Source organism: Neorickettsia sennetsu str. Miyayama (assembly GCF_000013165.1).
Taxonomy (GTDB): domain Bacteria; phylum Pseudomonadota; class Alphaproteobacteria; order Rickettsiales; family Anaplasmataceae; genus Neorickettsia; species Neorickettsia sennetsu.
The window spans coordinates 727,975-748,963 of the sequence record NC_007798.1 but is presented as its reverse complement, the minus strand read 5'-3'; the positions used below and the strand labels follow the sequence as shown (position 1 = coordinate 748,963).

Annotated in this window: 21 protein-coding genes, 3 tRNA genes and 1 pseudogene; 13 read left to right on the top strand and 12 right to left on the bottom strand. The window is 41.9% G+C overall.

Annotated features, from left to right (window positions below):
- Positions 1 to 187: 187 nt before the first annotated feature.
- Positions 188 to 1,330 carry a branched-chain amino acid transport system II carrier protein gene (locus tag NSE_RS03440; protein WP_011452219.1) on the bottom strand — a complete coding sequence of 381 codons (1,143 nt, stop codon included), beginning with the start codon at positions 1,328 to 1,330 and terminating at the stop codon, positions 188 to 190.
- Positions 1,331 to 1,348: 18 nt separating this feature from the next.
- Positions 1,349 to 1,939, bottom strand: coding sequence for a tRNA (adenosine(37)-N6)-threonylcarbamoyltransferase complex dimerization subunit type 1 TsaB (gene tsaB, locus NSE_RS03435; protein ID WP_011452218.1), 591 nt, complete (start codon positions 1,937 to 1,939; stop codon positions 1,349 to 1,351).
- Between the two features lie 181 nt (positions 1,940 to 2,120).
- On the opposite strand from tsaB, the gene NSE_RS03430 reads away from it, so the two are divergent.
- The 7 genes from NSE_RS03430 (at position 2,121) to NSE_RS04140 (ending at position 7,664) form a co-directional block, all read left to right on the top strand.
- Positions 2,121 to 2,738 (top strand): superoxide dismutase, encoded by a 618-nt coding sequence (locus NSE_RS03430; RefSeq protein ID WP_011452217.1) that lies wholly within the window; start codon positions 2,121 to 2,123, stop codon positions 2,736 to 2,738.
- Positions 2,739 to 2,773: 35 nt separating this feature from the next.
- Complete coding sequence (locus NSE_RS03425; protein WP_011452216.1) at positions 2,774 to 5,341, top strand: TRAP transporter permease; 2,568 nt, start codon at positions 2,774 to 2,776, stop codon at positions 5,339 to 5,341.
- Positions 5,342 to 6,013: a CvpA family protein gene (locus NSE_RS03420; RefSeq protein WP_011452215.1), complete on the top strand. Its 672-nt coding sequence runs from the start codon at positions 5,342 to 5,344 to the stop codon at positions 6,011 to 6,013.
- 32 nt (positions 6,014 to 6,045) lie between these two features.
- Entirely contained in the window at positions 6,046 to 6,504 is a 459-nt protein-coding gene (gene rplM / locus NSE_RS03415) for a 50S ribosomal protein L13 (protein ID WP_011452214.1), read from the top strand.
- 2 nt (positions 6,505 to 6,506) lie between these two features.
- Positions 6,507 to 6,944, top strand: a complete 438-nt coding sequence (gene rpsI / locus NSE_RS03410) for a 30S ribosomal protein S9 (protein ID WP_011452213.1) — start codon at positions 6,507 to 6,509, stop codon at positions 6,942 to 6,944.
- 96 nt (positions 6,945 to 7,040) lie between these two features.
- Positions 7,041 to 7,277, top strand: a complete 237-nt coding sequence (locus NSE_RS03405) for a hypothetical protein (protein WP_011452212.1) — start codon at positions 7,041 to 7,043, stop codon at positions 7,275 to 7,277.
- A 93-nt stretch (positions 7,278 to 7,370) separates the two neighbouring features.
- On the top strand, positions 7,371 to 7,664 hold the full coding sequence (locus tag NSE_RS04140) for a hypothetical protein (protein ID WP_011452211.1): 294 nt from the start codon (positions 7,371 to 7,373) through the stop codon (positions 7,662 to 7,664).
- Positions 7,665 to 7,726: 62 nt separating this feature from the next.
- Here NSE_RS04140 and NSE_RS04000 read toward each other — a convergent pair.
- From NSE_RS04000 to miaB, 4 genes and pseudogenes are all read right to left on the bottom strand, one after another.
- A pseudogene (locus NSE_RS04000) lies at positions 7,727 to 8,308 on the bottom strand (FAD-binding domain-containing protein); the annotation flags it as partial.
- 12 nt (positions 8,309 to 8,320) lie between these two features.
- The gene (locus NSE_RS03995) at positions 8,321 to 9,136 is read right to left on the bottom strand and encodes a deoxyribodipyrimidine photo-lyase (protein WP_049821612.1); all 816 of its coding nucleotides are present in this window, start codon (positions 9,134 to 9,136) and stop codon (positions 8,321 to 8,323) included.
- A gap of 568 nt (positions 9,137 to 9,704) precedes the next feature.
- Positions 9,705 to 9,794, bottom strand: a tRNA-Ser gene (locus NSE_RS03395).
- Positions 9,795 to 10,156: 362 nt separating this feature from the next.
- Positions 10,157 to 11,491 carry a tRNA (N6-isopentenyl adenosine(37)-C2)-methylthiotransferase MiaB gene (gene miaB / locus NSE_RS03390; RefSeq protein ID WP_041917583.1) on the bottom strand — a complete coding sequence of 445 codons (1,335 nt, stop codon included), beginning with the start codon at positions 11,489 to 11,491 and terminating at the stop codon, positions 10,157 to 10,159.
- A gap of 445 nt (positions 11,492 to 11,936) precedes the next feature.
- On the opposite strand from miaB, the gene NSE_RS03380 reads away from it, so the two are divergent.
- The 3 genes from NSE_RS03380 to rpsU all read left to right on the top strand — a co-directional run bounded on the left by NSE_RS03380 (position 11,937) and on the right by rpsU (position 14,245).
- Positions 11,937 to 13,565 carry a ribonuclease J gene (locus NSE_RS03380; RefSeq protein WP_011452205.1) on the top strand — a complete coding sequence of 543 codons (1,629 nt, stop codon included), beginning with the start codon at positions 11,937 to 11,939 and terminating at the stop codon, positions 13,563 to 13,565.
- 1 nt (position 13,566) lies between these two features.
- Complete coding sequence (locus NSE_RS03375) at positions 13,567 to 13,974, top strand: cytochrome c maturation protein CcmE (protein ID WP_011452204.1); 408 nt, start codon at positions 13,567 to 13,569, stop codon at positions 13,972 to 13,974.
- A gap of 76 nt (positions 13,975 to 14,050) precedes the next feature.
- Positions 14,051 to 14,245: a 30S ribosomal protein S21 gene (gene rpsU / locus NSE_RS03370; RefSeq protein WP_011452203.1), complete on the top strand. Its 195-nt coding sequence runs from the start codon at positions 14,051 to 14,053 to the stop codon at positions 14,243 to 14,245.
- 28 nt (positions 14,246 to 14,273) lie between these two features.
- Here rpsU and hemA read toward each other — a convergent pair whose 3' ends face one another.
- Positions 14,274 to 15,494: a 5-aminolevulinate synthase gene (gene hemA, locus NSE_RS03365; protein WP_011452202.1), complete on the bottom strand. Its 1,221-nt coding sequence runs from the start codon at positions 15,492 to 15,494 to the stop codon at positions 14,274 to 14,276.
- 14 nt (positions 15,495 to 15,508) lie between these two features.
- Positions 15,509 to 15,581: transfer RNA gene (locus NSE_RS03360), tRNA-Gly, on the bottom strand.
- A gap of 394 nt (positions 15,582 to 15,975) precedes the next feature.
- On the opposite strand from NSE_RS03360, the gene NSE_RS03355 reads away from it, so the two are divergent.
- Positions 15,976 to 17,220, top strand: coding sequence for a metallophosphoesterase family protein (locus NSE_RS03355; RefSeq protein WP_227028944.1), 1,245 nt, complete (start codon positions 15,976 to 15,978; stop codon positions 17,218 to 17,220).
- 118 nt (positions 17,221 to 17,338) lie between these two features.
- Here NSE_RS03355 and NSE_RS04105 read toward each other — a convergent pair whose 3' ends face one another.
- Entirely contained in the window at positions 17,339 to 18,031 is a 693-nt protein-coding gene (locus NSE_RS04105; RefSeq protein ID WP_011452200.1) for a hypothetical protein, read from the bottom strand.
- A 159-nt stretch (positions 18,032 to 18,190) separates the two neighbouring features.
- Between NSE_RS04105 and NSE_RS03345 the strand changes: the two genes are divergently transcribed.
- Positions 18,191 to 18,277, top strand: a tRNA-Ser gene (locus NSE_RS03345).
- A gap of 47 nt (positions 18,278 to 18,324) precedes the next feature.
- Here the strand turns inward: NSE_RS03345 and NSE_RS03340 are convergent.
- The 3 genes from NSE_RS03340 to NSE_RS04055 all read right to left on the bottom strand — a co-directional run bounded on the left by NSE_RS03340 (position 18,325) and on the right by NSE_RS04055 (position 20,284).
- A complete protein-coding gene (locus NSE_RS03340) occupies positions 18,325 to 19,221 on the bottom strand; it encodes a bifunctional 5,10-methylenetetrahydrofolate dehydrogenase/5,10-methenyltetrahydrofolate cyclohydrolase (RefSeq protein ID WP_011452199.1) in 897 nt (298 codons plus the stop codon).
- Complete coding sequence (gene nuoI / locus NSE_RS03335; RefSeq protein WP_011452198.1) at positions 19,205 to 19,687, bottom strand: NADH-quinone oxidoreductase subunit NuoI; 483 nt, start codon at positions 19,685 to 19,687, stop codon at positions 19,205 to 19,207. Before nuoI ends, NSE_RS03340 begins: the two co-directional genes overlap by 17 nt.
- A 210-nt stretch (positions 19,688 to 19,897) precedes the next feature.
- A complete protein-coding gene (locus tag NSE_RS04055; RefSeq protein ID WP_011452196.1) occupies positions 19,898 to 20,284 on the bottom strand; it encodes a J domain-containing protein in 387 nt (128 codons plus the stop codon).
- Positions 20,285 to 20,364: 80 nt separating this feature from the next.
- Between NSE_RS04055 and NSE_RS03325 the strand changes: the two genes are divergently transcribed.
- Complete coding sequence (locus NSE_RS03325; RefSeq protein WP_011452195.1) at positions 20,365 to 20,907, top strand: NifU family protein; 543 nt, start codon at positions 20,365 to 20,367, stop codon at positions 20,905 to 20,907.
- Positions 20,908 to 20,989 lie beyond the last annotated feature (82 nt).

Below are 20,989 nucleotides of genomic sequence, written 5' to 3'. Positions count from 1 at the left end.
TATACTTACCTACCAAATAAAGTTGCGGATAAAACGACAAAGATCCCCTCACCACAACACAGAAGCAGCTTGCCTCTTGGTGTACTAAAGGTTACCCATTTTTGAAACCACCGGCGAGAATCATGATAATATCTCTTTCAGAGTAATATCAAGGCTGTCTTTAATATTTTTAACCTTTTTGGTGGCTTTATACCCCTATACTTACATACGCACTAACCGCTGCTGTGAGCCAGAAGATCACTGGAGAATACTTGCGCACGTACTGCGAACTGCTAGAAGCTAAATTGCATAAGATGAGTACAATAAGGGCAGGATAAAGTAAGCTCAAGATACCCACCAGAAAAGTGGTTAAAGCCTGAAATCCAAACGAAGCGGAAATCATGCTACAAATGACAGTGCCACAAACAGATAGTCTAAGGTCAATGCCAGTGCGCTCTGTGAGCCATTTTGATATTAATTGTACCAATGCAATCACGGTGGTAAGACAAGCAAAAAAGACAGTAAATGCCACCACCACTGATGATGCTTTGCCTGCAACCAGAGATGTTAGAGAGTTGAATAAGCTTGCTTTTGGTATTTCGTCGAGATTAGTTGCGTACTTTGCGCCCAAGAAAAGCAGCGCTGCATATACAATTCCCAAAAGGAAAAAGCCGAGTATCGAAGAAAGTAAAGAGTAGTTCAAAGCATTACCTTCTGGCGCTTCCTTCTTAAAGTAATCCAGTATGATTTTTGCGAAAAAAATTGCTGCACACGCGTCCATCGTTTGATAACCCTCGAAGACTGCAAATGTAAACGAAGGAAATCGAGAAAGTGTAGCGTCGGACATTGCCTGATTTGATGATATCCCAGCAATTACTATCACTAGTATTCCCATTATCAATGCAGGTGTGAGCCACTTACCAACGATCTGAACAACTTCACTATCGCGTAGGACAAGCAGAAATGTCAGCACGCCGAAAAATAAATTAAAATGGAGAAAACGGATGCTACTGCTCATAACTGTGAGTGCGTCGAAAGAAACTATGATGCACCTAGGGATTCCACCGAGTGGTCCCATTAATAGCAGTATTAGCATCACTAATATTGTGCCAACTTGCTTTCCTGCCAAGGAGAAAAATTTATCCATATTGCATCCAGCCTTGATCATGCTTATCAGCGCCAATAATGGTAAGAAAATTCCTGTGGATGCAAATCCAAGAAAGCCATATGCGAAGTTACTTTTTGTTTCCAGGCCAACAAAAGTTGGATATATGAGATTTCCTGCACCGAAGAAAATCGCGAAAACAGTTAAAGAGGCAATAGCGACTTGTGTTGATTTGGAGACAAACATAGAAATTTGTGATCTTGGTTATATGTACAGTGGGACAACAGGTTGAGATTCATTTTTGAAATCTTTCTGTTGAAGTGCTAGTAGAGCCAAATCTTCTGCAGAGACCTTGCAAATATGTCCACAATCAGGGACATTGGTCAGTAAAATATCTGAGCAAATCTTTCCTAATTCTTTCCGGTCTATTCTGGCAATCTTTGCATGTTCCTCAAAATTTCTTTTGAACTCCTTAAGATAACAAAATGAGTCGTTATATCCACGCAATGCTATTGCAATTGTGTCCAAGTTTTTCGTTTTCTCACTATTGTTTTTCTTGAATTTGTCGAGCATAACGGAGAAGGTATCGAGACCTATAAGCTTCTTATTCGAGAAAACCGACAGTCCTTGGAGAGCAGCTATCGCTGCCCTAATGCCAGTATAGCTTCCCGGTCCCGTATTTACAGCGAACAAATCAGTTTCATCGAAAATTTTCCTTTCTAGAGAAAAAAGGAAGGGGAAAAAGTGTTCGGAAAACCTACCTTCAATTGCCTTAGAGGACGTTATTTCGCCATCTCTGAGGACCGCTACAGAAAAATTAAACTCTCCTGATGAGTCAACGGATATGACATTCATGAGTTGTCATTCAAATGTTTACATGCGAAAAATCAGCCTATCCAAACTGATGTACTGTGGATTTACAAACTTAAAAACTGCCACAGACTCGGATCATCTACTTCATCGCACATTGTGCTAAGTTTTGCAAAATATGTTTCGAAGTGGTAGTATCCTGCTTTGTTGATTGATGATATCTGCAATGACAGTTATACTGCCGAGTCTGCCTTATCACAAAGATGCCCTGGAGCCACTCATCTCCGAGAAGACTTTGAGCTTTCATTATGACAAGCATCATTCGGGTTATGTGAATAAGCTAAATGAGTTGTTGGTCAAAAGTGAGTTCAGTCATGGGTACGGGTTAGTTGATATCATACGAAAAAGTTATGGAAGAGAAGGTTGTGAGGGAATTTTTAACAATGCTGCACAAGTTTGGAATCACTCATTTTACTGGAATTCCATGTGCTCTCCATCGTATAGACCTCAACCAGACGATGCTTTTATGAAACAGGTGATACGGGATTTTGGCAGTCTTGACATACTAAAGGAGCAGCTTGGTCTTGCTGCTATAAGTCAATTTGGTAGCGGATGGGCGTGGGTAGTTTTTGATAAGTTCAAAAACAAGCTTGCGATTCTCAAAACGTCCAATGCTGAAACACCATTAACTGTGGAGGGCTTGTCTCCATTGCTCGTGATTGATGTGTGGGAGCATGCTTATTACCTAGATTATCAGAATCGTAGGCCCGATTATGTAGCAGCATTTTTAGGTCAGTTGCTTAATTGGGAGTTTGCTTCCGCAAATTATGCTGCATCCATATAAGTGTGCAGCTTCTCTTTTTCTTGTAGAGTTGTTTTATGGTTCGAAGGGAAGATTATGAACATCTGACCGAGTCTGAGCTCGGTTCTCGCCCGCCTAAGGGTACATTGTTGTACATGGTTATTTCTGGTGTGGCACTGGCTTGGGCGTTTTTTCAGCTTTGGGTCGCATCTCCTCTGCAGTTTTATCTGGCGAATTATGTTGGGTCGACTGTATTCATTTTCAATGATTTTCAAGTGCGTGCTATACATCTTGCATTTGGACTTTTCTTGGCTTTGTCGATGTTTCCAGCCTTTTCAACCTCGGAGAAAAGATATATTCCTGTTGCGGACTGGATACTGAGTCTTCTAGGTGTATGCGCATGCTTGTATCTAGTAATCTTTTACGAGCAAATTGCGTTGAGACTTGGTATTCCGACAATAGTTGATCTGCTGATTGCTGCGTGTGGGATGTGCGTTCTCCTTGAGGCTGCACGTAGGACAGTAGGCTTTGCGGTTGTAGCTGTTGTGTTGGTGTTTCTTTTTTACTCCAGATTTGGTGAAGTTATGCCAGATGTTATTGCTCATAAGAACTACATGTTCTCAGCGATTGCTTCACAGCAGTGGTTTTCTACCGAGGGTGTTTTTGGGACAGCTATTTCCGTATCTGCAGACTTTGTCTTCTTATATGTTCTTTTTGGGGGTCTATTGGAAAAAACAGGTACAGGGAATTTCTTTATCGAACTTTCGTTTCTACTTTTAAACAGGTTTAGGGGCGGACCTGCAAAGGCTGCTGTAGTTTCCTCTGGACTTATGGGAATGATTTCCGGTTCTTCAATTGCGAATACTATTACTGTTGGTTCATTGACCATTCCTATGATGAAAAAAATGGGCTTCAGCGCTGAAAAAGCTGCTGCTGTCGAAGTTTCTGCTGGAATAAATGGTCAGATTATGCCTCCGGTAATGGGAGCTGCTGCGTTTTTAATGGCAGAGTATCTTTCAATTCCTTATATCGAAGTTGTAAAGCATGCTTTTCTACCGGCAATTTTAACGTATATAGCGCTTCTATATATAGTCCACGTTGAAGCCTGTAAGCTTGGTATCGCACCTCAAATCGTTTCGGATGCCAAGAATATGAAGTTTTCTGACATGATTTGGCGTTTGCTGCTTATTTGTGCATCCACGGCAGTTCTTATTTCAGGTATCTATCTCCTTATGGAGGGATTTTTACAGTTCTCGGGGTTGAAGAGAATCACTGGTTCGCATGTTATGCCCGTTATGGGGGGATTATGTGGGTTAGTATATATTTTGCTCCTGTGGTACCAGCACACACTGAGCAAAGCGACGGATGTTGATAAATCCAGCGTGGCCTTCAAGCTGAAAACGGGCTTACATCACTTTTTGCCCTTAATTATTTTGGTGTGGTGTCTTCTTGTGGAACGAATGTCTCCAGCGCTCTCTGCTTACTGGACGATACTTTTTCTATTTTTTGAGCTGCTTACAAAAGAAGTCGTTCTAAATGCTCTTGAGCGTAAGCAAGGGTTTTACTTAGCAGTGCGTGGCGGTTTCATTAACTGTGTTAATGCAATGATAATGAGTTCAAAGAACATGACAGTAGTAGCCGTTGCAACTGCAGCAGCAGGAATCATTGTTGGTTCGGTTTCTTTGACAGGCATAGGTTTGAAAATTGGTGGTGTTCTCGACATTGTATCTAACGGAAACCTTCTATTAACCCTGTTCCTTACAGCAGTCATGTGTATAATCCTAGGAATGGGAATGCCTACCACAGCATGCTATATCATTGTTTCAACTCTGATGGTCCCTGCATTAATGCATGTGACAGATAAGAGTGGGATAGTACTTCCACTATTTTCCGTTCACTTGTTTGTTTTCTATTTTGGTCTCATGGCTGATGTTACACCCCCGGTTGGTTTAGCTTCGTATGCAGCTGCAGCTATAGCGGGTGGTAACGCAATCATGACGGGAGTGCAGGCGTTTTTATACAACATTAGAACCATGTTACTTCCCTTCTTGTTTGTTCTGGATCCTCAGATCTTGGGATTCAATCTTTCGAGTCCTCTAGATTTGTTTCAGGTTGTTGTTTTCTCTATACTGGGAATAATATGTGTAACAGCGGGGTCACAGGGTTACTTCCTTATTAGGAGTAAGTTTTACGAGTCAGTACTGCTTTTCCTGATAGGAGTTGCTTTTTTAGCACCTTCAATTTTCATCAATCTTGTTACACGGGAATACCTGCCCCTTGAAATGGATAAGCATGTCTTGGAAAGATTTAATGACTCTAAAAGGCTCAGAGTCGTGCTGCAGGAACGAAGTTTTTTTGGCAATCCGGAAATAAGAAAGATCACAATACAGAACAGTACTGCTGGCACAGTAGGTCAACAGCTTCGTTCTTGTGGAATAGTAGCAGCGTATGATGGAGACTGCGTGTTGAACATTTTATCAGTCGATTATGGTGCGACGAGTCAGTGTGCAAAGTTCGATACCTCTATGAAGATTATTCGAATTATGATATCCCAGCAACAGATGCCAAAGTGGGTCGTGTATGCTACATCTTTTTTACTATTTTCCTGTATCTTCCTGGGCCAAAGGAAGCGTAAAATGTCCTGAATGTTCGATTTAGTATTGCTATTTACATTCCTTCTTACGATTCTTGTCGGTGTACTTAGGGGTGCAATCAAAGAAGTATTTAGTGCTGCTGTTGTCGTCATCTCTGTAATGGTTACTTACCATAATGCTGATATCTTTCTCGAGTTGTTTGATGTCAAACCTGGACCGATTGTTGTTCCGCTTTCAGGGGTGTCCGTCTTTATCACTAGTTTTGTTATTCTGAGTCTTGTCAATAGCTGGATTCTGTATCTTATTTCGCCAGTAAGATTAGGTCCTGCAGATAGGGTTTTGGGCGGGGTTTTTGGCGTACTTCGGGGGATTGCGTATTGCTATTTGTTATTTGCCGTGCTCAATATTTTCTACTACGCACTGAACGGGGATGAGATAGGAAATAGTTCAAGAGAGCCTGGGTATTACCTCCCCATATGGTTAAAAAATGCTAAGAGTTTTAGTACACTTAACTACCTTGACAATGCTGTTAATTCGCTTATTCCAGATGAAGTTTTTGCCTCTTTGCGCACCTATTCAGCAACTTTTAGCAACGATTCCACGGAATTAAGTAGAAGCGATGAGAAGGCCTTTCTCCCGGGGTTGTTAGACTCTCTACTTGACGAAAGGGCAGAGTTCAGCGAAAAAAATGAGTATGAGGATGGCATGCAAGCTGCTAGTTGACTGGCATTGTACGTGATATTAGAATCACCCCTATGAGTACGTTTTTTTTGAAGCAAGCGCAAATAGAGAAGCAGTGGATCGTTGTAGATGCGACGGATGCTGTTGTTGGGAGGCTTGCTGCCTTTGTTTCCACTATCTTGCGTGGTAAAACTAAGCCCACATATACTCCACACATGGATTGTGGGGATAATGTGATAGTTGTGAATGCCTCCAAGGTCAAATTTTCTGGTTCCAAGATGTCCGATAAGGTGTACTATAGGCATACGGGATATCCTGGTGGTATTAAAAGTACAACCCCAGCTAAAATACTTAGGGGGAAGAAACCTTGTGAGGTTGTCAAGCTTGCTGTTAAGAGGATGCTGGATGATGGTCCGATGGCACGCAGAAGGCTTAAGAACCTTTATGTTTACGCTGGTCCTGAGCACAGGCATGAGGCTCAGAAGCCGAGTATTGTGGAGTTTGCATCATTAAATAGAAAAAATAGAAGGTGATTATGCTTGGTAGCGAATCTCAGGTTAAGAGAGTGCCGGTTGTCGATAGGCAAGGCCGTGCATACGGCACAGGACGCAGGAAGACGTCTGTTGCCAGGGTTTGGGTGAAGGCTGGTACGGGGAGCTTCCGTATAAACGGGGGGTCTAACCTTGCGTCCTATCTGCGACACCAGTATCTTTGCCAGGATGTGTGTCTCCCGCTTCGTGTTTGTGATGTTGCAGGAAAGTTTGATGTTTTTGCGACTGTCAAAGGTGGTGGGATTTCAGGCCAAGCTGGTGCACTACGGCTTGGGCTTAGTCGGGCTCTTCAAAATTTCAATCCTTGTTTTAGGGGCGCCCTGAAAGAGGAAGGCTTGTTGGTTAGGGATTCTCGTATAGTTGAGAGAAAGAAGTACGGTAGGAAAAAGGCTCGCAAAAGCTTCCAGTTTTCCAAGAGGTAGTGTTGTTTTGGGAATGTTGCGGGGGTTTGTTGCTGTGCTTTCTCTTCTGCCTAAGCTTCGTGCCCATCTTGCAACACTTTCCGATGATGGTGGCGTGTGCCTGCTTTTAGTGGGCTGGCTACTCCCGATAGGATTCTTGCAGCAGGTATTCAGGCTGCGGCTGATGTTGCTTCCTTCTCAGAATGCCGTGTGCTCTGTGTCGTTCACACTCCCAGGGAGACGAGTCCTCTAAGAATTGCTGAAGATCTGAGATCACTTCGTGAGTGCAGGGAGTCTTTACCTTCACTCTTAGGAAAAGGTATTCCATTAGTTGTTGTACACAATCCCTCCTAAAGTAGCCCTCTTCATAAAGAAAATCTTGAGAAGTATCCTTCTTTTCTTGATGTTGTTACAAGCGAGTCTATTTAAGAAAAGAGTAGAGCCAGATTGATTGTATCCCGAACTGGATCAGGTCGCTGTTTTTATTTTGAAGTTAGTGCTCAACGAGTAGATGCATCTGCAACAGACGCTGGTCTCTCATTTAAGTTTGGCGATTCGTCCGATGTGCGGATTTCTGATTTAGTGAGACAACGTATGGACCTACTTGAGAGTATCCCAGTAAGACTGCCGGCTTCTACGCAAGGGGGGAAGGAAGTCTCTTTGTCTGAGTTTTTAGGTAGCGTAGGGTTGTCCTTTCCGGTGCCTCTAGAGCCGCCTCGGTCAGTTATTGAGACTGGCTAGTGCAAGTTCTTTAAGAACGAAAGAAGTATAATACCGTGTTTTCCCTAGAAACGTTGTAGATGTCACAAGCTCTTCCTGTATCTAGTGTTTGCAATTCTAAATGCTGTTAGAGCTTTATTTCTTGACTCCTTCTCGTTTATTACTGGCGCAACTGGTGTCTGGGGTTTTTCTTCTAAGTGAACCGGAGTAAAACACATACTTCTGTACTCAGGAAGCCATTTGTGTATGTATCGTAGTTGGGGGTCGAATTTTTTTGTCTGCGAGGTTGGACTAAAAATTCGGAAATATGGTACAGAATCTACACCAGAGCCTGCAACCCACTGCCAGTTGAATGTGTTGCTTGCAGGGTCAGCATCTACTAAATATTCCCAAAAAAATTCTTCTCCATATTTCCAGTGTATCAAGAGATTTTTTGTGAGGAATGATCCAGCAATCATTCGGACTCGGTTGTGTATGTATCCGGTGCTTAGAAGTTCCCGTATGCCAGCATCTACGATTGGATATCCAGTTGCTCCTCGAGACCATAATTTGAATTTTTCTTTATCATTTTCCCAGGGAAAATAATCGAATTTTCGCTGTAAATTTTTAGAATCTAATTCTGGGTTTGCGCTTAAAATGCTGTAAGCGAACTCTCTCCAAAGTAGTTCGGTAAGAAATTATACTGGTTGAGGTAAAAATCGTACAAGAGCAAACCAAATTCGGTTTGGTGAAATTTGTCCAAAATTTATGTAAGGTGAAAGGGTCGATGTCCCATTTTTTCCCGGATAATCACGATCGATATGATAATTTTCTAGTTTTTTATCAACAAAGTCCCGTAACAAAGTGTGTGCATCCTTTTCGCTTATCTTCCATTTTCTATATATTCCCTGCTCAAAACGGTGGTCTTTCTCTTTAATAATGTTTCTCGGTGTAACTGAAACTAATTCTGCTATTTTTATTTCTTTGCAGTAACGTATTTCTACAGGAGAGGGGATTGGAAGACGAGGTTCCAACTGTTCTTCCATGACTTTATTTTTGAATGCTGTGAAAAGTCTGTATGTATCTCCGTTCTTCTTGCAGAGTTCAGATGGGTTCCACAACAACCTAGCATTAAAATACCGAACGGTAATATTCGGGTAGTACTTTAGAATCTCTGTTTTTATTTGTTCATCATATTTGTCTTGTTTGGGGTCATAAGTGGTGTTCCAGTATAGCGCTTCTGCTTTGTAGCGAGATAATAGAGTCTTTAGGATGGTTATCGTATCACCGCTATAAATTTTTAAATGATAGTCAAGGGATTTGTTCAAATCGATTAAACTTTCTGTGATCCAAATTCTAGCAGCTTTTCCGGGTTTTCGAATGCTACAGTTGTTTTCATCGATTATATACACAGGAAGGATACTACAAATTTTTGTGGCCTCAAATAACGCTGGATTGTCGTCAGTGCGAAAATCTTTCCGGAACCATACTACAGCTGTCTGAGAAATGCTCATTTGTTGTGAGATGCCTTGTTTCTATCCGTTTTAGCATAGTCTTATTATTTGCACGAAAAGTGATTCCAGATAATTGTGTGAGTTGATTTCCTATAGTGGAATATATTCACAATACTTGAATAGAAAAACATCGGATATAGGAACTAGGTTATCTACATGAGATCCACCTAATTTTTGCAATTCATAGAAGAGTGAAACACTATGGAGCTTTGCTCCGTCACACGGATACACTCTTGCACGCTTGAGTTGTGTATTGTTCTAATGTTTAGGTATAGAGGGATGCTTTCTCGAAAGCTTTGTGTTTCCTGTATTATCAAGAGTGGGTACATCTTATGATGGCATTCTTTTGTGGATAGGTGAACCTGTCACAGAAGAGATAGCACTGGCACTCTTACAGCATGTCTCTGGTGAGTATTTTGCGGATTTGAATCAAATCCCCATCCATAGAAAGCAGAGGGACCGATATAGGAGCAGAACCAGTTAAGATGTTGGCAAAATCCTTTTAAGACGGTGTACAGAAAGGAACCCTTTACTGTATGTCCACTATAAACGACAAGTGAATTACTCACGGAGAGGGAGGGATTCGAACCCTCGATACGACTTTTGGTCGTATAACGGTTTAGCAAACCGCCGCCTTCAGCCTCTCGGCCACCTCTCCAAAACTGCCTCTTGTGTAACTCTAACTGAAATCACTATTGATGGCAAATACAACTGACTTGTTCCAGAAGTAACTAGTGCAATGTAAGCACCAGGAAAATATTCAGTAAAATAAAAGCCTTATACGAATAGTTATACTGGTCAACCAAAATGATTCTCAGAGAAAGAACAACCTACCAACTGATTTCTATGAAAGACTAGGATGACGCCAGTCATATCGTGCAATACTCTGGTATTCTTCAAGTCTTATTCCGACGTGCATTTCGATGCACGTTCTACCAAGGTATTATTTATTTTGCCAAGCGGATTAGTGTTGTAGCGGAAGATTTGTTGCGCGCATTTGAACCATATAAGATATGCTCACTAGGTCGAAATGATGTCTTCTGCAGTGCATTTTAGCGTGAATGTCGATGCATCTTCTACCCGCATGGTGACTATTTTATCCAGCAAATTGCTATCATCAGAAAAGACTTGTTGCATATATTCGGTCCTTCCAGAGATTTTGTCTGGGTGCTTTTTGTCGAATAGGACCGTAACGGTTTTTCCAATCATTTTTTTGTTGAACTCTAATTGTTTTTCCTTGAGCAATTGTTGTAGTTTTTGGAGCCTTGTGTTTTTTGTTTCTTCAGAGATTTGTGGATAAGTAGCACCTGGGGTACCAGGTCTTGGACTGTATTTAAAGCTATAGCATTGTGCGTAGTTTACTTGTTCTATCAATGCGAGTGTCTGCTGAAAATCGTCGTCGCTTTCACCGGGGAATCCCACTATAAAATCCGATGAAAAAGCGATATCGCTTCGTGCGTTCTGGAACTCGTTAATGATTTTGAGATAGTCTGCGGTGGTGTATTTCCTGTTCATTTGTTTTAGGATTTTGTCTGATCCGGATTGGACCGGTAGATGTACGAATGGCATAAGCTTACTTTCATTAGCGTGTGCATCATAAAGCTCTTTATGCATATCGACAGGATGTGAGGTGGTGTAGCGTATTCTCTTTAATGATGGAATCTTACCTAAGCGTGAAATTAGTTGTCCTAAGTTAAGTACCTTATTTCCCGAGTCCAATGTCCCATGGTAGCCATTCACGTTTTGTCCAAGTAAGGTGATCTCTTTAACGCCTTTGGTTGTTAGGCTTAATGCCTCGCGGTAGACTTCTTCTGTTGATCTGGAATACTCAGCTCCTCGTGTGTACGGGACAACACAGAACGCACAGAATTTATCACAACCCTCTTGTATAGAGAGAAAAGCTGATGACTGAGGTACCCGCCTTTTCCTAGTTTCTTCTGCTAAGTAGTCAAATTTTTCTATAGGGTCAAATTCCATTTTTATTGCTTTTCCGGATTGTCTGTTGACTTTTGCAATAAGTTCAGGCAACGAGTGGATGCTCTGTGGACCAACAACTACGTCAACATTTTCTGCTCTACGCATTATCTCTTCGCCTTCAGCTTGTGCAACACAACCAGCAACCACGATGAGAATTCTCTCTTGCTTCTTTTTTTGTAGAAGTCTTATCTGCCCAAGCTCTGAGTAAAGTTTCTCAGCTGCTTTTTCCCTAATGTTACAGGTATTTAGAATTATTAAGTCTGCATCCTCAGCTCTTTCTGAGAGTGTGAACCCAAGTCCGCTAACGATTTTTTCAATCATTTCTGAATCGTAAACATTCATCTGGCAGCCATAAGTCTTAATATGGAACTTTTTCAGACTGTTGTTTTTTTTCTCTATTTTTTCCATGTAAACCTTCGCGTGAGAAAATATGACTACGTCTGCTAAGTATAACAGCAAAGCGCAATTCTTTAAGAAGTTTGGTTTGTGCTAGTGCAATATAGACTAGCTGATTATTTTATGATTTTTCCAAATAGTACCGAATCTGTACTTCTTCCTTTTTTGTGCAGCTTTCATTGTGTGCAATTTCCAGAGATTTTGTTATAATTCGTGGATTCCGGGGATTGGTGTGGCAAAGAAGTCCCTCTGCATAGTGGACCCGAGCGTCTTTACCTTGTTTTTTGTTTTCCGCGTCCGTGGACTTAGGGGGTGTTACAAATCGCATTCACTGAAAAGCTTGTAGGGAATATTCGTGGTGTGGTTTTTCTGGGAATGCTTGCTTAAGACACAAGTATAGTTAGAAAGTAGATATTGTTGGTGATAAATGACGGATAATAATTTAATATTTTTGCCTCTTGGGGGTACTGGTGAAATAGGAATGAATGTCACCTTGTATGGATACAAGGGTCGGTGGATCATGATCGATTGTGGGGCAGGTTTTGCTGACGCGGAATTGCCTGGGATAGACATCGTTGTTGCAGATATCAGTTTCATCGAAGAGCGCAAGGATGACCTTTTAGCTATAATTATCACTCATATTCACGAAGACCACTGTGGGGCACTTCCGTATTTGTGGGATAGATTGGCTGTTCCTGTATATACTACCCAGTTCACTGCGAATTTCCTGCTAAAAAAAATTGGCCGTGATAAGGTGCAATTTCCGATTCATGTTGTGGAGCCGGGGAAGTTGTTGCATTTGGGAGATTTTACGCTTGAATTTATTAACATGACCCATTCGGTACCCGAAATGAATGCAATTGCAATTCATACTGCCGATAAAGTGGTGATTCATAGTGGGGATTGGAAAATAGACGATGATCCCGTTGTTGGAAAGACATGTGATTTTAAAAGACTTGAAGAACTCTCGGAAAAGGGAGTTCTGGCAATGGTGTGTGATTCAACTAATGTGTTTTCTCACGGGAGGTCCGATTCTGAATCCTCATTGAGGGAGCCACTGATGGAGGTTATTTCCAGTGCCAGTGGAGCGTGTGTTGTGACGCTTTTTTCTTCGAACATTGCAAGAATAGAGACTGTGACAAGGATAGCAAATGAATACGGAAAGACGGTTGTTGTTCTAGGGAGATCTCTTCTTTCTGTAATTTCTGCTGCAAAAGAGACTGGCTATTTAAAAGATCTCAACTACATAGATGAGATTGGATTGGCTCACTATAGTGGCAGTAGAAAGTCGCTGATTATTCTTGCAACGGGATGTCAAGGAGATGAGCTGGCTGCCGTTAATAGGCTTTCACAGGGTACGCATAATAGTTTCGCCATCAATGCTGATGACACTATCATCTTTTCCTCGAAAATGATTCCAGGAAACGAAAAGAGGATAGCAAAGATGATTAATAGGTTTATTGCTGTGGGTGTGAATGTTGTGACTGAGAGAACGCATTCCGTGCATGTTTCGGGACATCCATACAGAGACGAGTTAAAGCAGCTATATCAGTTGCTTAAACCAAAGATTCTTATTCCCGTGCATGGAGAAAATCTACATCTTCACGAGCATGCGAAATTTGCACTGGAATGCGGTGTGGAAAGCGCTTTAATTGCAATGGATGGCGATATAATTGAGATATCTTCCACGTCCGGTGCACGCAAGGTCGATCAGACAGAAGTTGGCTTCTGGTGTGTGGATAATGATAGGTTACAACATCCTGACAGTCACGTTATCAAGACAAGGAGGAAGTTGCAATTAAGTGGAATGATTTTGGTAATCCTTGTGATGAACAAAAAAGGAAAATCACTAAAGAGGCCTACTATTGTTTCATTTGGTTATAGCGAGGAAGGAGGATGGAAGGAAAATGCCTTGGCTTCGATCGAGAGGAGCTTGAAAACGGGTAAAAATAGTGATTTTAGGGCAGTCACGAAGACAGTGAGGAAGATTGTGCGTGGTTCACTGGCGAGCAGGATAAAGATTCCATTGATAGAAGTGCAAATAGAAAGGGTATAGCATGCTACTTCTCCGGTGGAAGAGGTTTTGGTTTTTATCATTAGGCATTCTACTTTTTTCTGGAGTTGTTTCGTTGATGTTATTTAATCTCAGTGAGAGTATCTCCTTTTTCTATCTGCCAAGTGATGTTGCGCGTGTTGTTGCTTCAAACAGGGAAATAAAAGTAGGAGGAATAATCAAGGCTATAAAGAAATCAAAAGATGGTGTGAGATTCTTGCTCTCTGATGGTGCAGCCGAAATAGAGGTGCTTTATGAGGGTATCCTACCTTCACTTGTGCAGGATGGGATAAATGTCGTAGTTGTTGCTCGATTTGAGGGCGGGCTGCTTCTTGCTAAAAGAGTCCTAGTCAAACATGATGAGCGGTACTATCCCCCAGAGGACTTTATTAAATCTGTTCGAGGAGAGTAAATACCCTTGGTGAGATGGTGTTTTTTAGCTCTGATATGTTAGAATCTCCGGTGTTATCTTGAACAGGAGGCATAGTTTGGGACAAGTTTTTATGGTTCATCATGGAGATGTTGAACAGGCGCTTCGTAGGCTGAAGCAACATTTATCAAGAGAAGGTATAACACCAGGAAGGAAGCGTATTTTTGAGAAGCCTTCTGAAAAGAGGCACAGGAGGGCTGTAGAAACTAGGCGCAAGATAAGAAAGCAGAAGCTCCGTGTGGTGCCGTACTGAGTCAGCTCCGCCCTGCCCGGGTGCGCAGTTAAATTGCACCCCTTGCGCTTTTTTTGTGTTGTATTCTCCCGAGTACTTCTTTTAGCGCGAACACAAGTTCTTCCATCATTGTATCGGTATGCTGGGGTGTTGGTGTGATCCTCAGGCGTTCTGTGCCGCGTGGAACCGTTGGATAGTTTATGTGCTGGATGAAAATCTTGAATTCTTCTAGCAAAGTTTTAGATGCGTATTTGCACTCCTCTGGGTGCCCAATTATGACAGGTATTATGTGTGTTGGGGCGTCCTTATATGGGATACCATTTGCTTTAAACATCGCTTTGAGTTTTGCAACATTCTCCTTTTGTTTTCTTCTTTCCTCATCACTGTCATATAGATGTGTGATGCTTGCTCTGCCAGCGCTTGCGATTACGGGTGGAAGTGCTGTAGTAAAAATGAATCCGGACGCGTGGCTTCTGATGATGTCGATTATATCAGCCTTAGCTGCTATATATCCGCCTATGACGCCGTATGCTTTTGCAAGTGTTCCCTGGATTATATCTACTCGATCCACCAGATCCATTTCCTCTGTGATTCCTCCACCGTGTTTACCATACATCCCTACGGCGTGCACTTCGTCGATGTACGTAAGGGCATTATATTTCTCCGCAAGATCACAAATCTTTTTTATTGGTGCGACGTCCCCGTCCATTGAGTATACCGACTCGAAAATTATTATCTTATAAGCCCCTTTAGGAACCTGTGAAAGCAACTTTTCTAAGTGATTGACATCGTTGTGGCGAAAAATTCTCTTCTCGCAGCGACTTGTTCTGATACCTTCTATTATCGATGAGTGATTATACTGATCAGAAAACGCGATACAATTCTCCATGAGCGAGATAATTGTGGATATCGAAGCAAGATTGGCAACGTAGCCACAAACAAAAGACAAAGCAGCCTCTTTCTGATGTAACTTCGCAATTGTCTTTTCTAGGAGAACCACTTCCTTATTATTTCCGGAAATATTCCTAGTACCACCAGCTCCGGCACCCATCCTGTCGATGGTCTCTTTCATGGAGTCACAAACTGTAAAGTTCTGTCCCATTCCTAGATAGTCATTGCTGCACCATATGACTATTTTTTCGTTTGTTTCCTCGTTTATAGCACAGGGGAACTCACCAGAGATTCGCGCAAGGTTGACAAATTCACGGTAACGCTTTTCATTCTTGATTGTATCGAGAGCTCGAGCAAAGACACTACTGTAGTTAGACATGTGCAAAAAAAGGGAGCGGAAAAAGGGACTCGAACCCTCGGCCTCAACCTTGGCAAGGTTGCGTTCTACCAACTGAACTACTTCCGCCTGGAATTGAGCAAAGCAATACGCCAGAATTGTAGCACTTCTGTAAGAGTGCAACAATCCACCTGGCGTAATAAACATTCCTATATACTGAAATTTTCTGCTGAACAAGAGTATGCGGTGAAATATTGATTGCATGGAAAGTAGTTCAATGCGATTCGAAGACTATCTATCAGCTTGGATACGTTTCTCATACATTTGCCGACTGATATGGCGAGAGTAGTTCTCTGGATGAATTGCTAAATGTATTTCTATCGACCTCCGTCGGCAGTAGCGGGAAGCATCCTACTTAAGTAACGATGCAGCTCCAGCAGGGTGTTTTTTTCGTAGTTTAGATTATATAAAAATTATTTACCCTTTGTGTTCATATTTTTGTAGTTACACTTGGCAGTTTTGTGTGAGTGTACTCTTGTTTTTTGTGTACGGTAGGTTCGTTGTCTCAGTGACGTTAAATTCTAACGTGCGTGGAACTAGTTTCTGTGAAAAAGAGAAGGGTGGTGGATTTTGGAAAAATATTGTGTCTTTTTTGGGTTCCCTCTTTCGAGAGTCAGGTATGAAATGGACGATAAATGTTAGTTTTCTTTGCTTTTTACTATTTGGAAGCGCATCTGGTGAAAGTTTTCACTGGTTCCAACTCATGGGTGATAATCAATTGTGGTTCCGTTTTGTAGTTGAGGAGGCAGATGTTTGTCCAAAGGTTGTGGTCGATGGTGTTGAGCATTTAATGGATCAGCATCATGCTGCAGATGGCTCTTTTCCATTGAGTTGTGTTTATAAATTGAATCTTGAGGATCTTCCCCAATCATTCATTTTTGGTAATAAAGAGATTCTTCCACGATTCAATAAGGACGCGGTTACAAAAATAGCCGTAATTGGGGATACGGGCTGCCGTAATAACCATTTTTTCTTTCCACAAGATTGTGGAAAAGAATGGTTTTTCAAAGAAACAGTGGATGCTGTGCTAAAACACGATCCGGAGATAGTTATCCACGTTGGAGACTACGTTTACAGAGAGGGAAATAGAGTAAACAGTTGGAGGACATGGAAAGAGGATTTTTTCCTTCCAGCTGCCGAGTTGTTGCGCTCTAACACTCCGTTGCTTTTGGCAAGGGGAAATCATGAGTACTGTAGCACTGGCGGTAAAGGCTGGACCTATTTTCTCGGTAGTGTAAAGAAGTGCTTGGATTATGAGCCCCCGTATACAGTTTCGCTTAATGGGTTCGATATTGTAATAACGGATTCATCGATTGAAGAGAAACTTTGTGAAGACATTGCACATATCAATGATCTTAATAATGGTAAAAGGACTTGGATTGTGACACATAGACCTCTGGTATTTAAAAATAAGAAGGGCCTGTATGAAGGAAATATAACAATCTTCAAAGATCTAAGGAAAGAAATAGAGTTAATAATGTCAGGGCATGTGCATGTCGCACAATTTGTTAGGTTAGATGGACACGTACAGTTTATTTCGGGTAACAGTGGAGCCCTTCTTTCACATTGGAAAACTGCTAATGCTAGCGACTCACGGTTGGAGTATGGATTTGGAATTATTGATCTCCTAAATGATAATGTGAAGATCACCAGCTACGATCGCTTCAATAACGAAATGATGTCCGTATATTTGTCAGAGAATAATTAGCTCCATACTTTTGATACCACATTTCCTATGCTACGTCGTTTAGTGGGGGATAAGTTAAATGTGGTTTCGACAAGTATGGGTGCACTTTTTGGATCTTCTTACTACTCGTTTTTCCGTCTTATTGGTGCCCTTTTCCTGAGTTTGATGAATGACTTTGACTTTCAGCGTGGGCTAATTTGCTTCTAGGTGTGGTTTGAGTTTTCCCTGTAGGATCTATAGAGCCATCACTAGAGGATCCGCTTGATCTTCTTTGTTTCGATGTAACAGCAGCACAACTGGCACCTGATGTACTGGGCTGTCCGTCGTCTTGAGAGGTTGTATCTAATTTTCTGTGTTTACTTTCCGGAGGGTTAAAGCTTGCTGTACTTATGCCACGTACTAGAAGACGGACACCTTCTGCCGCGCGACGACGTGGTTGAGAGCGCTGTGGGGTGGGTTCTGTCTCCGGCGGAAGAGCTATATTCAGATTCCGACATTCTTCCTTGAACTCTGATGACGCCAGAACTGCTTCGGAAGTCTGCTCTAGCCAATTCCATGCCTCATTCACATTGCCGCCTGTCTCGCAAGTCAGAATGGTTCGGCAGTAATCGTACACTTCCGCCAGGTCTGGCTCATAGTTTCCAGGTAAGTTGTCAGGTCCAGGTGCGGCATACGGGTGGTCGTGTTTAGGGTTTCCGTCACTTCCGGAGCCTCCTCGATCGTCAGTGGAGGCAGATATAGGAGATGAAGGTGTTGATGCGCTGGATCTTGTTGGTGGAGAAGTATCAGAACTACTAGGATCTTCAGGAGCTGACTTTTTAGGATTATGCATTTTTTAGATTTTATTGGAACTTATGTTAATTTACTTATATTACAATATAGCAAAGATTTTAATTAATATTCGTTATTTCCATCCTCTGGAACAGGACTGTGATGGTTCTTTTATCCGCATAGATTGCAAGATAATCTGCTTTATGTTAACTTCCTCGGTGGATGGGTGGCCGAGTGGTTTAAGGCAGCAGTCTTGAAAACTGCCGTATGTGGAAGCATACCGTGGGTTCGAATCCCACCCCATCCGGTCTCTCGCTCTGCTTTAGGTTTGTGGTGTCAATCAATTGGCCTGCGCTAGAGTTTCTGGATTACAGTTCCAATCACCTCTTGATGCTCCAACTTGTTTTGCAAGCATGTCGTAATTACCGTGTTTAGCATGAGAAAAGCGATTGTCATTGGACCGACGCCTCTTGGTACAGGTGTAATGAACTTCACTTTTTGAAGAACGTCTTCAAAATCAACGTCGCCGACTAATTTACCATCCACTTTATTCATTCCGACATCTATAACAGTCGCTCCGGGCTTGATGAAGTCTTTTTTTACAAAATGCGGTATGCCAACAGCTGAGATGACGATATCCGCTTGTCTGGTTTTTTCTTGTATATTCCTAGTTTTAGAGTGTGTGAGCGTGATAGTGCAATTTTCATGCAACAGAAGCATCGCCATTGGCTTACCAACAATGTTCGAACGCCCTATGACAACGGCATCCATACCAGACAAATTGTCTCCCAAAGCCGATTTTATTAGATATAGAGAGCCTGCTGGGGTACATGGTTTTAACAACGCATCTTTACTGAGAGCTAGTCTGCCCACATTCTCAGGATGGAAACAATCAACGTCTTTTTTTGAATCAATTGATTCAATAATTCTGGTCGGATTAATATGAGGAGGCAATGGTAGTTGGACGAGTATAGCATTTATGCTGGTGTCGTCGTTCAAGGAGTTTACTAACCTTATTAGTTCTACCTCACTTGTATCTTTCGGTAGTGCTATAGTCTCTGCGTCTATACCAAGCGACTCTGCTTTTTTCTGTTTACTTCGAACATACACTTGACTTGCCGGGTTTTCACCAACAATGATGACTCTCAGACTAGGTACTAAGCCATTGTTTTTCCTGAGGTGTGCTACAGAAGTTGCAATAGATTCACAGATACCTGCGGCAATTCGGAAACCATCAATGAGTTGTGTCATTTCTATTGAGCATCTTAATTAATGCACTTTCCCATTTACTGCCATTATCGAGTAATTTTTTTTTGTCATAGAGCAAATCTTCACGATTTTCCCTTGCAAACTCAAAATTCGGTCCTTCAACAATTGCATCTACAGGGCAAGCTTCCTGACAAAAGCCACAATAAATGCACTTAGTCATATCTATATCGTATTTTGTGGCACGCCTACTTCCATCAGATTCTCTGGGAGCTGCTTCAATCGTGATTGCCTGGGCAGGACAGACCACCTCACATAACTTACAAGCTATGCAACGCTCTTCCCCATTTTTGTAGCGTCTTAGCGCGTGTTCACCTCTGAAACGCAGACTTATGGGTCCCTTCTCTTGTGGATATTTTATCGTAACCTTTGGTGCAAAAAAGTACCACAAGACGGTCCTGAAACCAACAAAGAAGCGGGTCAGCTGCATCTGGCTTAGGAACTTAAACATACACCGACCAAGAACAGCGAAATGCTAACATATGTGGTTTGTTAAGTAAAATGTGTGTTCTACAAAACATCACTTGGTACATGAAACGGTTTTGGGTGGTGCATCATGCGGAAGGTGAGCTGGCCTCCGACCAACTGACAACATAGAGGAGATATAAAGTACATGCGCCATCTTAGCACATGCAAGGATCACATCAAGTAACCTTCAATGCTACTTTACAAGCGTATCCCGGGCTTTGTTAAGTTGCTGTGCGAAATAGTGTGAACCACCCTTATCAGGATGTACTTTCTGTACCAGGGCGTGGTACGCCTTATTGATTTCTGCCTTGCTGGCATTCACAGATACCCCGAGAATTTCTCGTGCCTGTGCCTTAGACATTTTTCCTGTTGAATCAGAAAACGATACTCCTTGCTGAAACTGCTGTAAATTCTCAAAGCTGAAGTTTCCGCTTTTCATCATTTCGTAAACGGTATCGTATATCTGTGAGAAATTTTCAGAAAGTTTAAACTTCTTCCTGTAGATAAACGCAACCACCAGCAGAAACAATATCGGCAAGAGAATCACTAGCAGCAAAATCAGCAAGATCGTAAAGAACATTTATGAGCGTTGAAACTAGTAGGTATTGTATATTATAATCCGGCCGTAGTTAACAAGTAATTGTCCGGTGCACTTAAAGTATGTTTATCCAAACTGAGCACACCCCGAATCCGAACGTACTAAAATTTTTTCCTGGTGTAAAAATACTTGATAGTGGAACTGCTGATTTTGTCACGTTTAGTGATGCCTCTGGTCATAAACTTCCTGAGATGCTTTGGGAAATACAAGGTGTCTGCGGTGTAATGCTTGGGGTGGATTTTGTATCTGTGAGCAAAACTGAAGATGCAGAATGGGATGTATTGAAGCCACAGATCTTTGGTGTGCTGGTTGAGTATTTTACTACTGGATCCGATTTTGTTCGACCTGTCACAGAAGACGAGGAAGTCGAATGCACCGACGAGGTTTCTAAGAAAATACAGGAAATTATAGATACTAAAGTCCGACCTTCCGTTATCGAAGATGGTGGTAACATTGTATTTAAGGGTTATAAGGATGGGATTGTATATCTGAAACTTCAGGGTGCGTGTGCCGGTTGTCCTAGTGCTTCTGTCACTCTCAAGGATGGTATAGAGAATCTGCTTCAGTACTATATTCCTGAAGTGAGAGAAGTTCAGCAGGTTTGATGGATAGGTTCCTTGTTGCATGGGTATCTTTTCAGGTTCGTACGTCGGTACGGTGTTCTTTTTGTGTTGCCGTTTCTTTGAG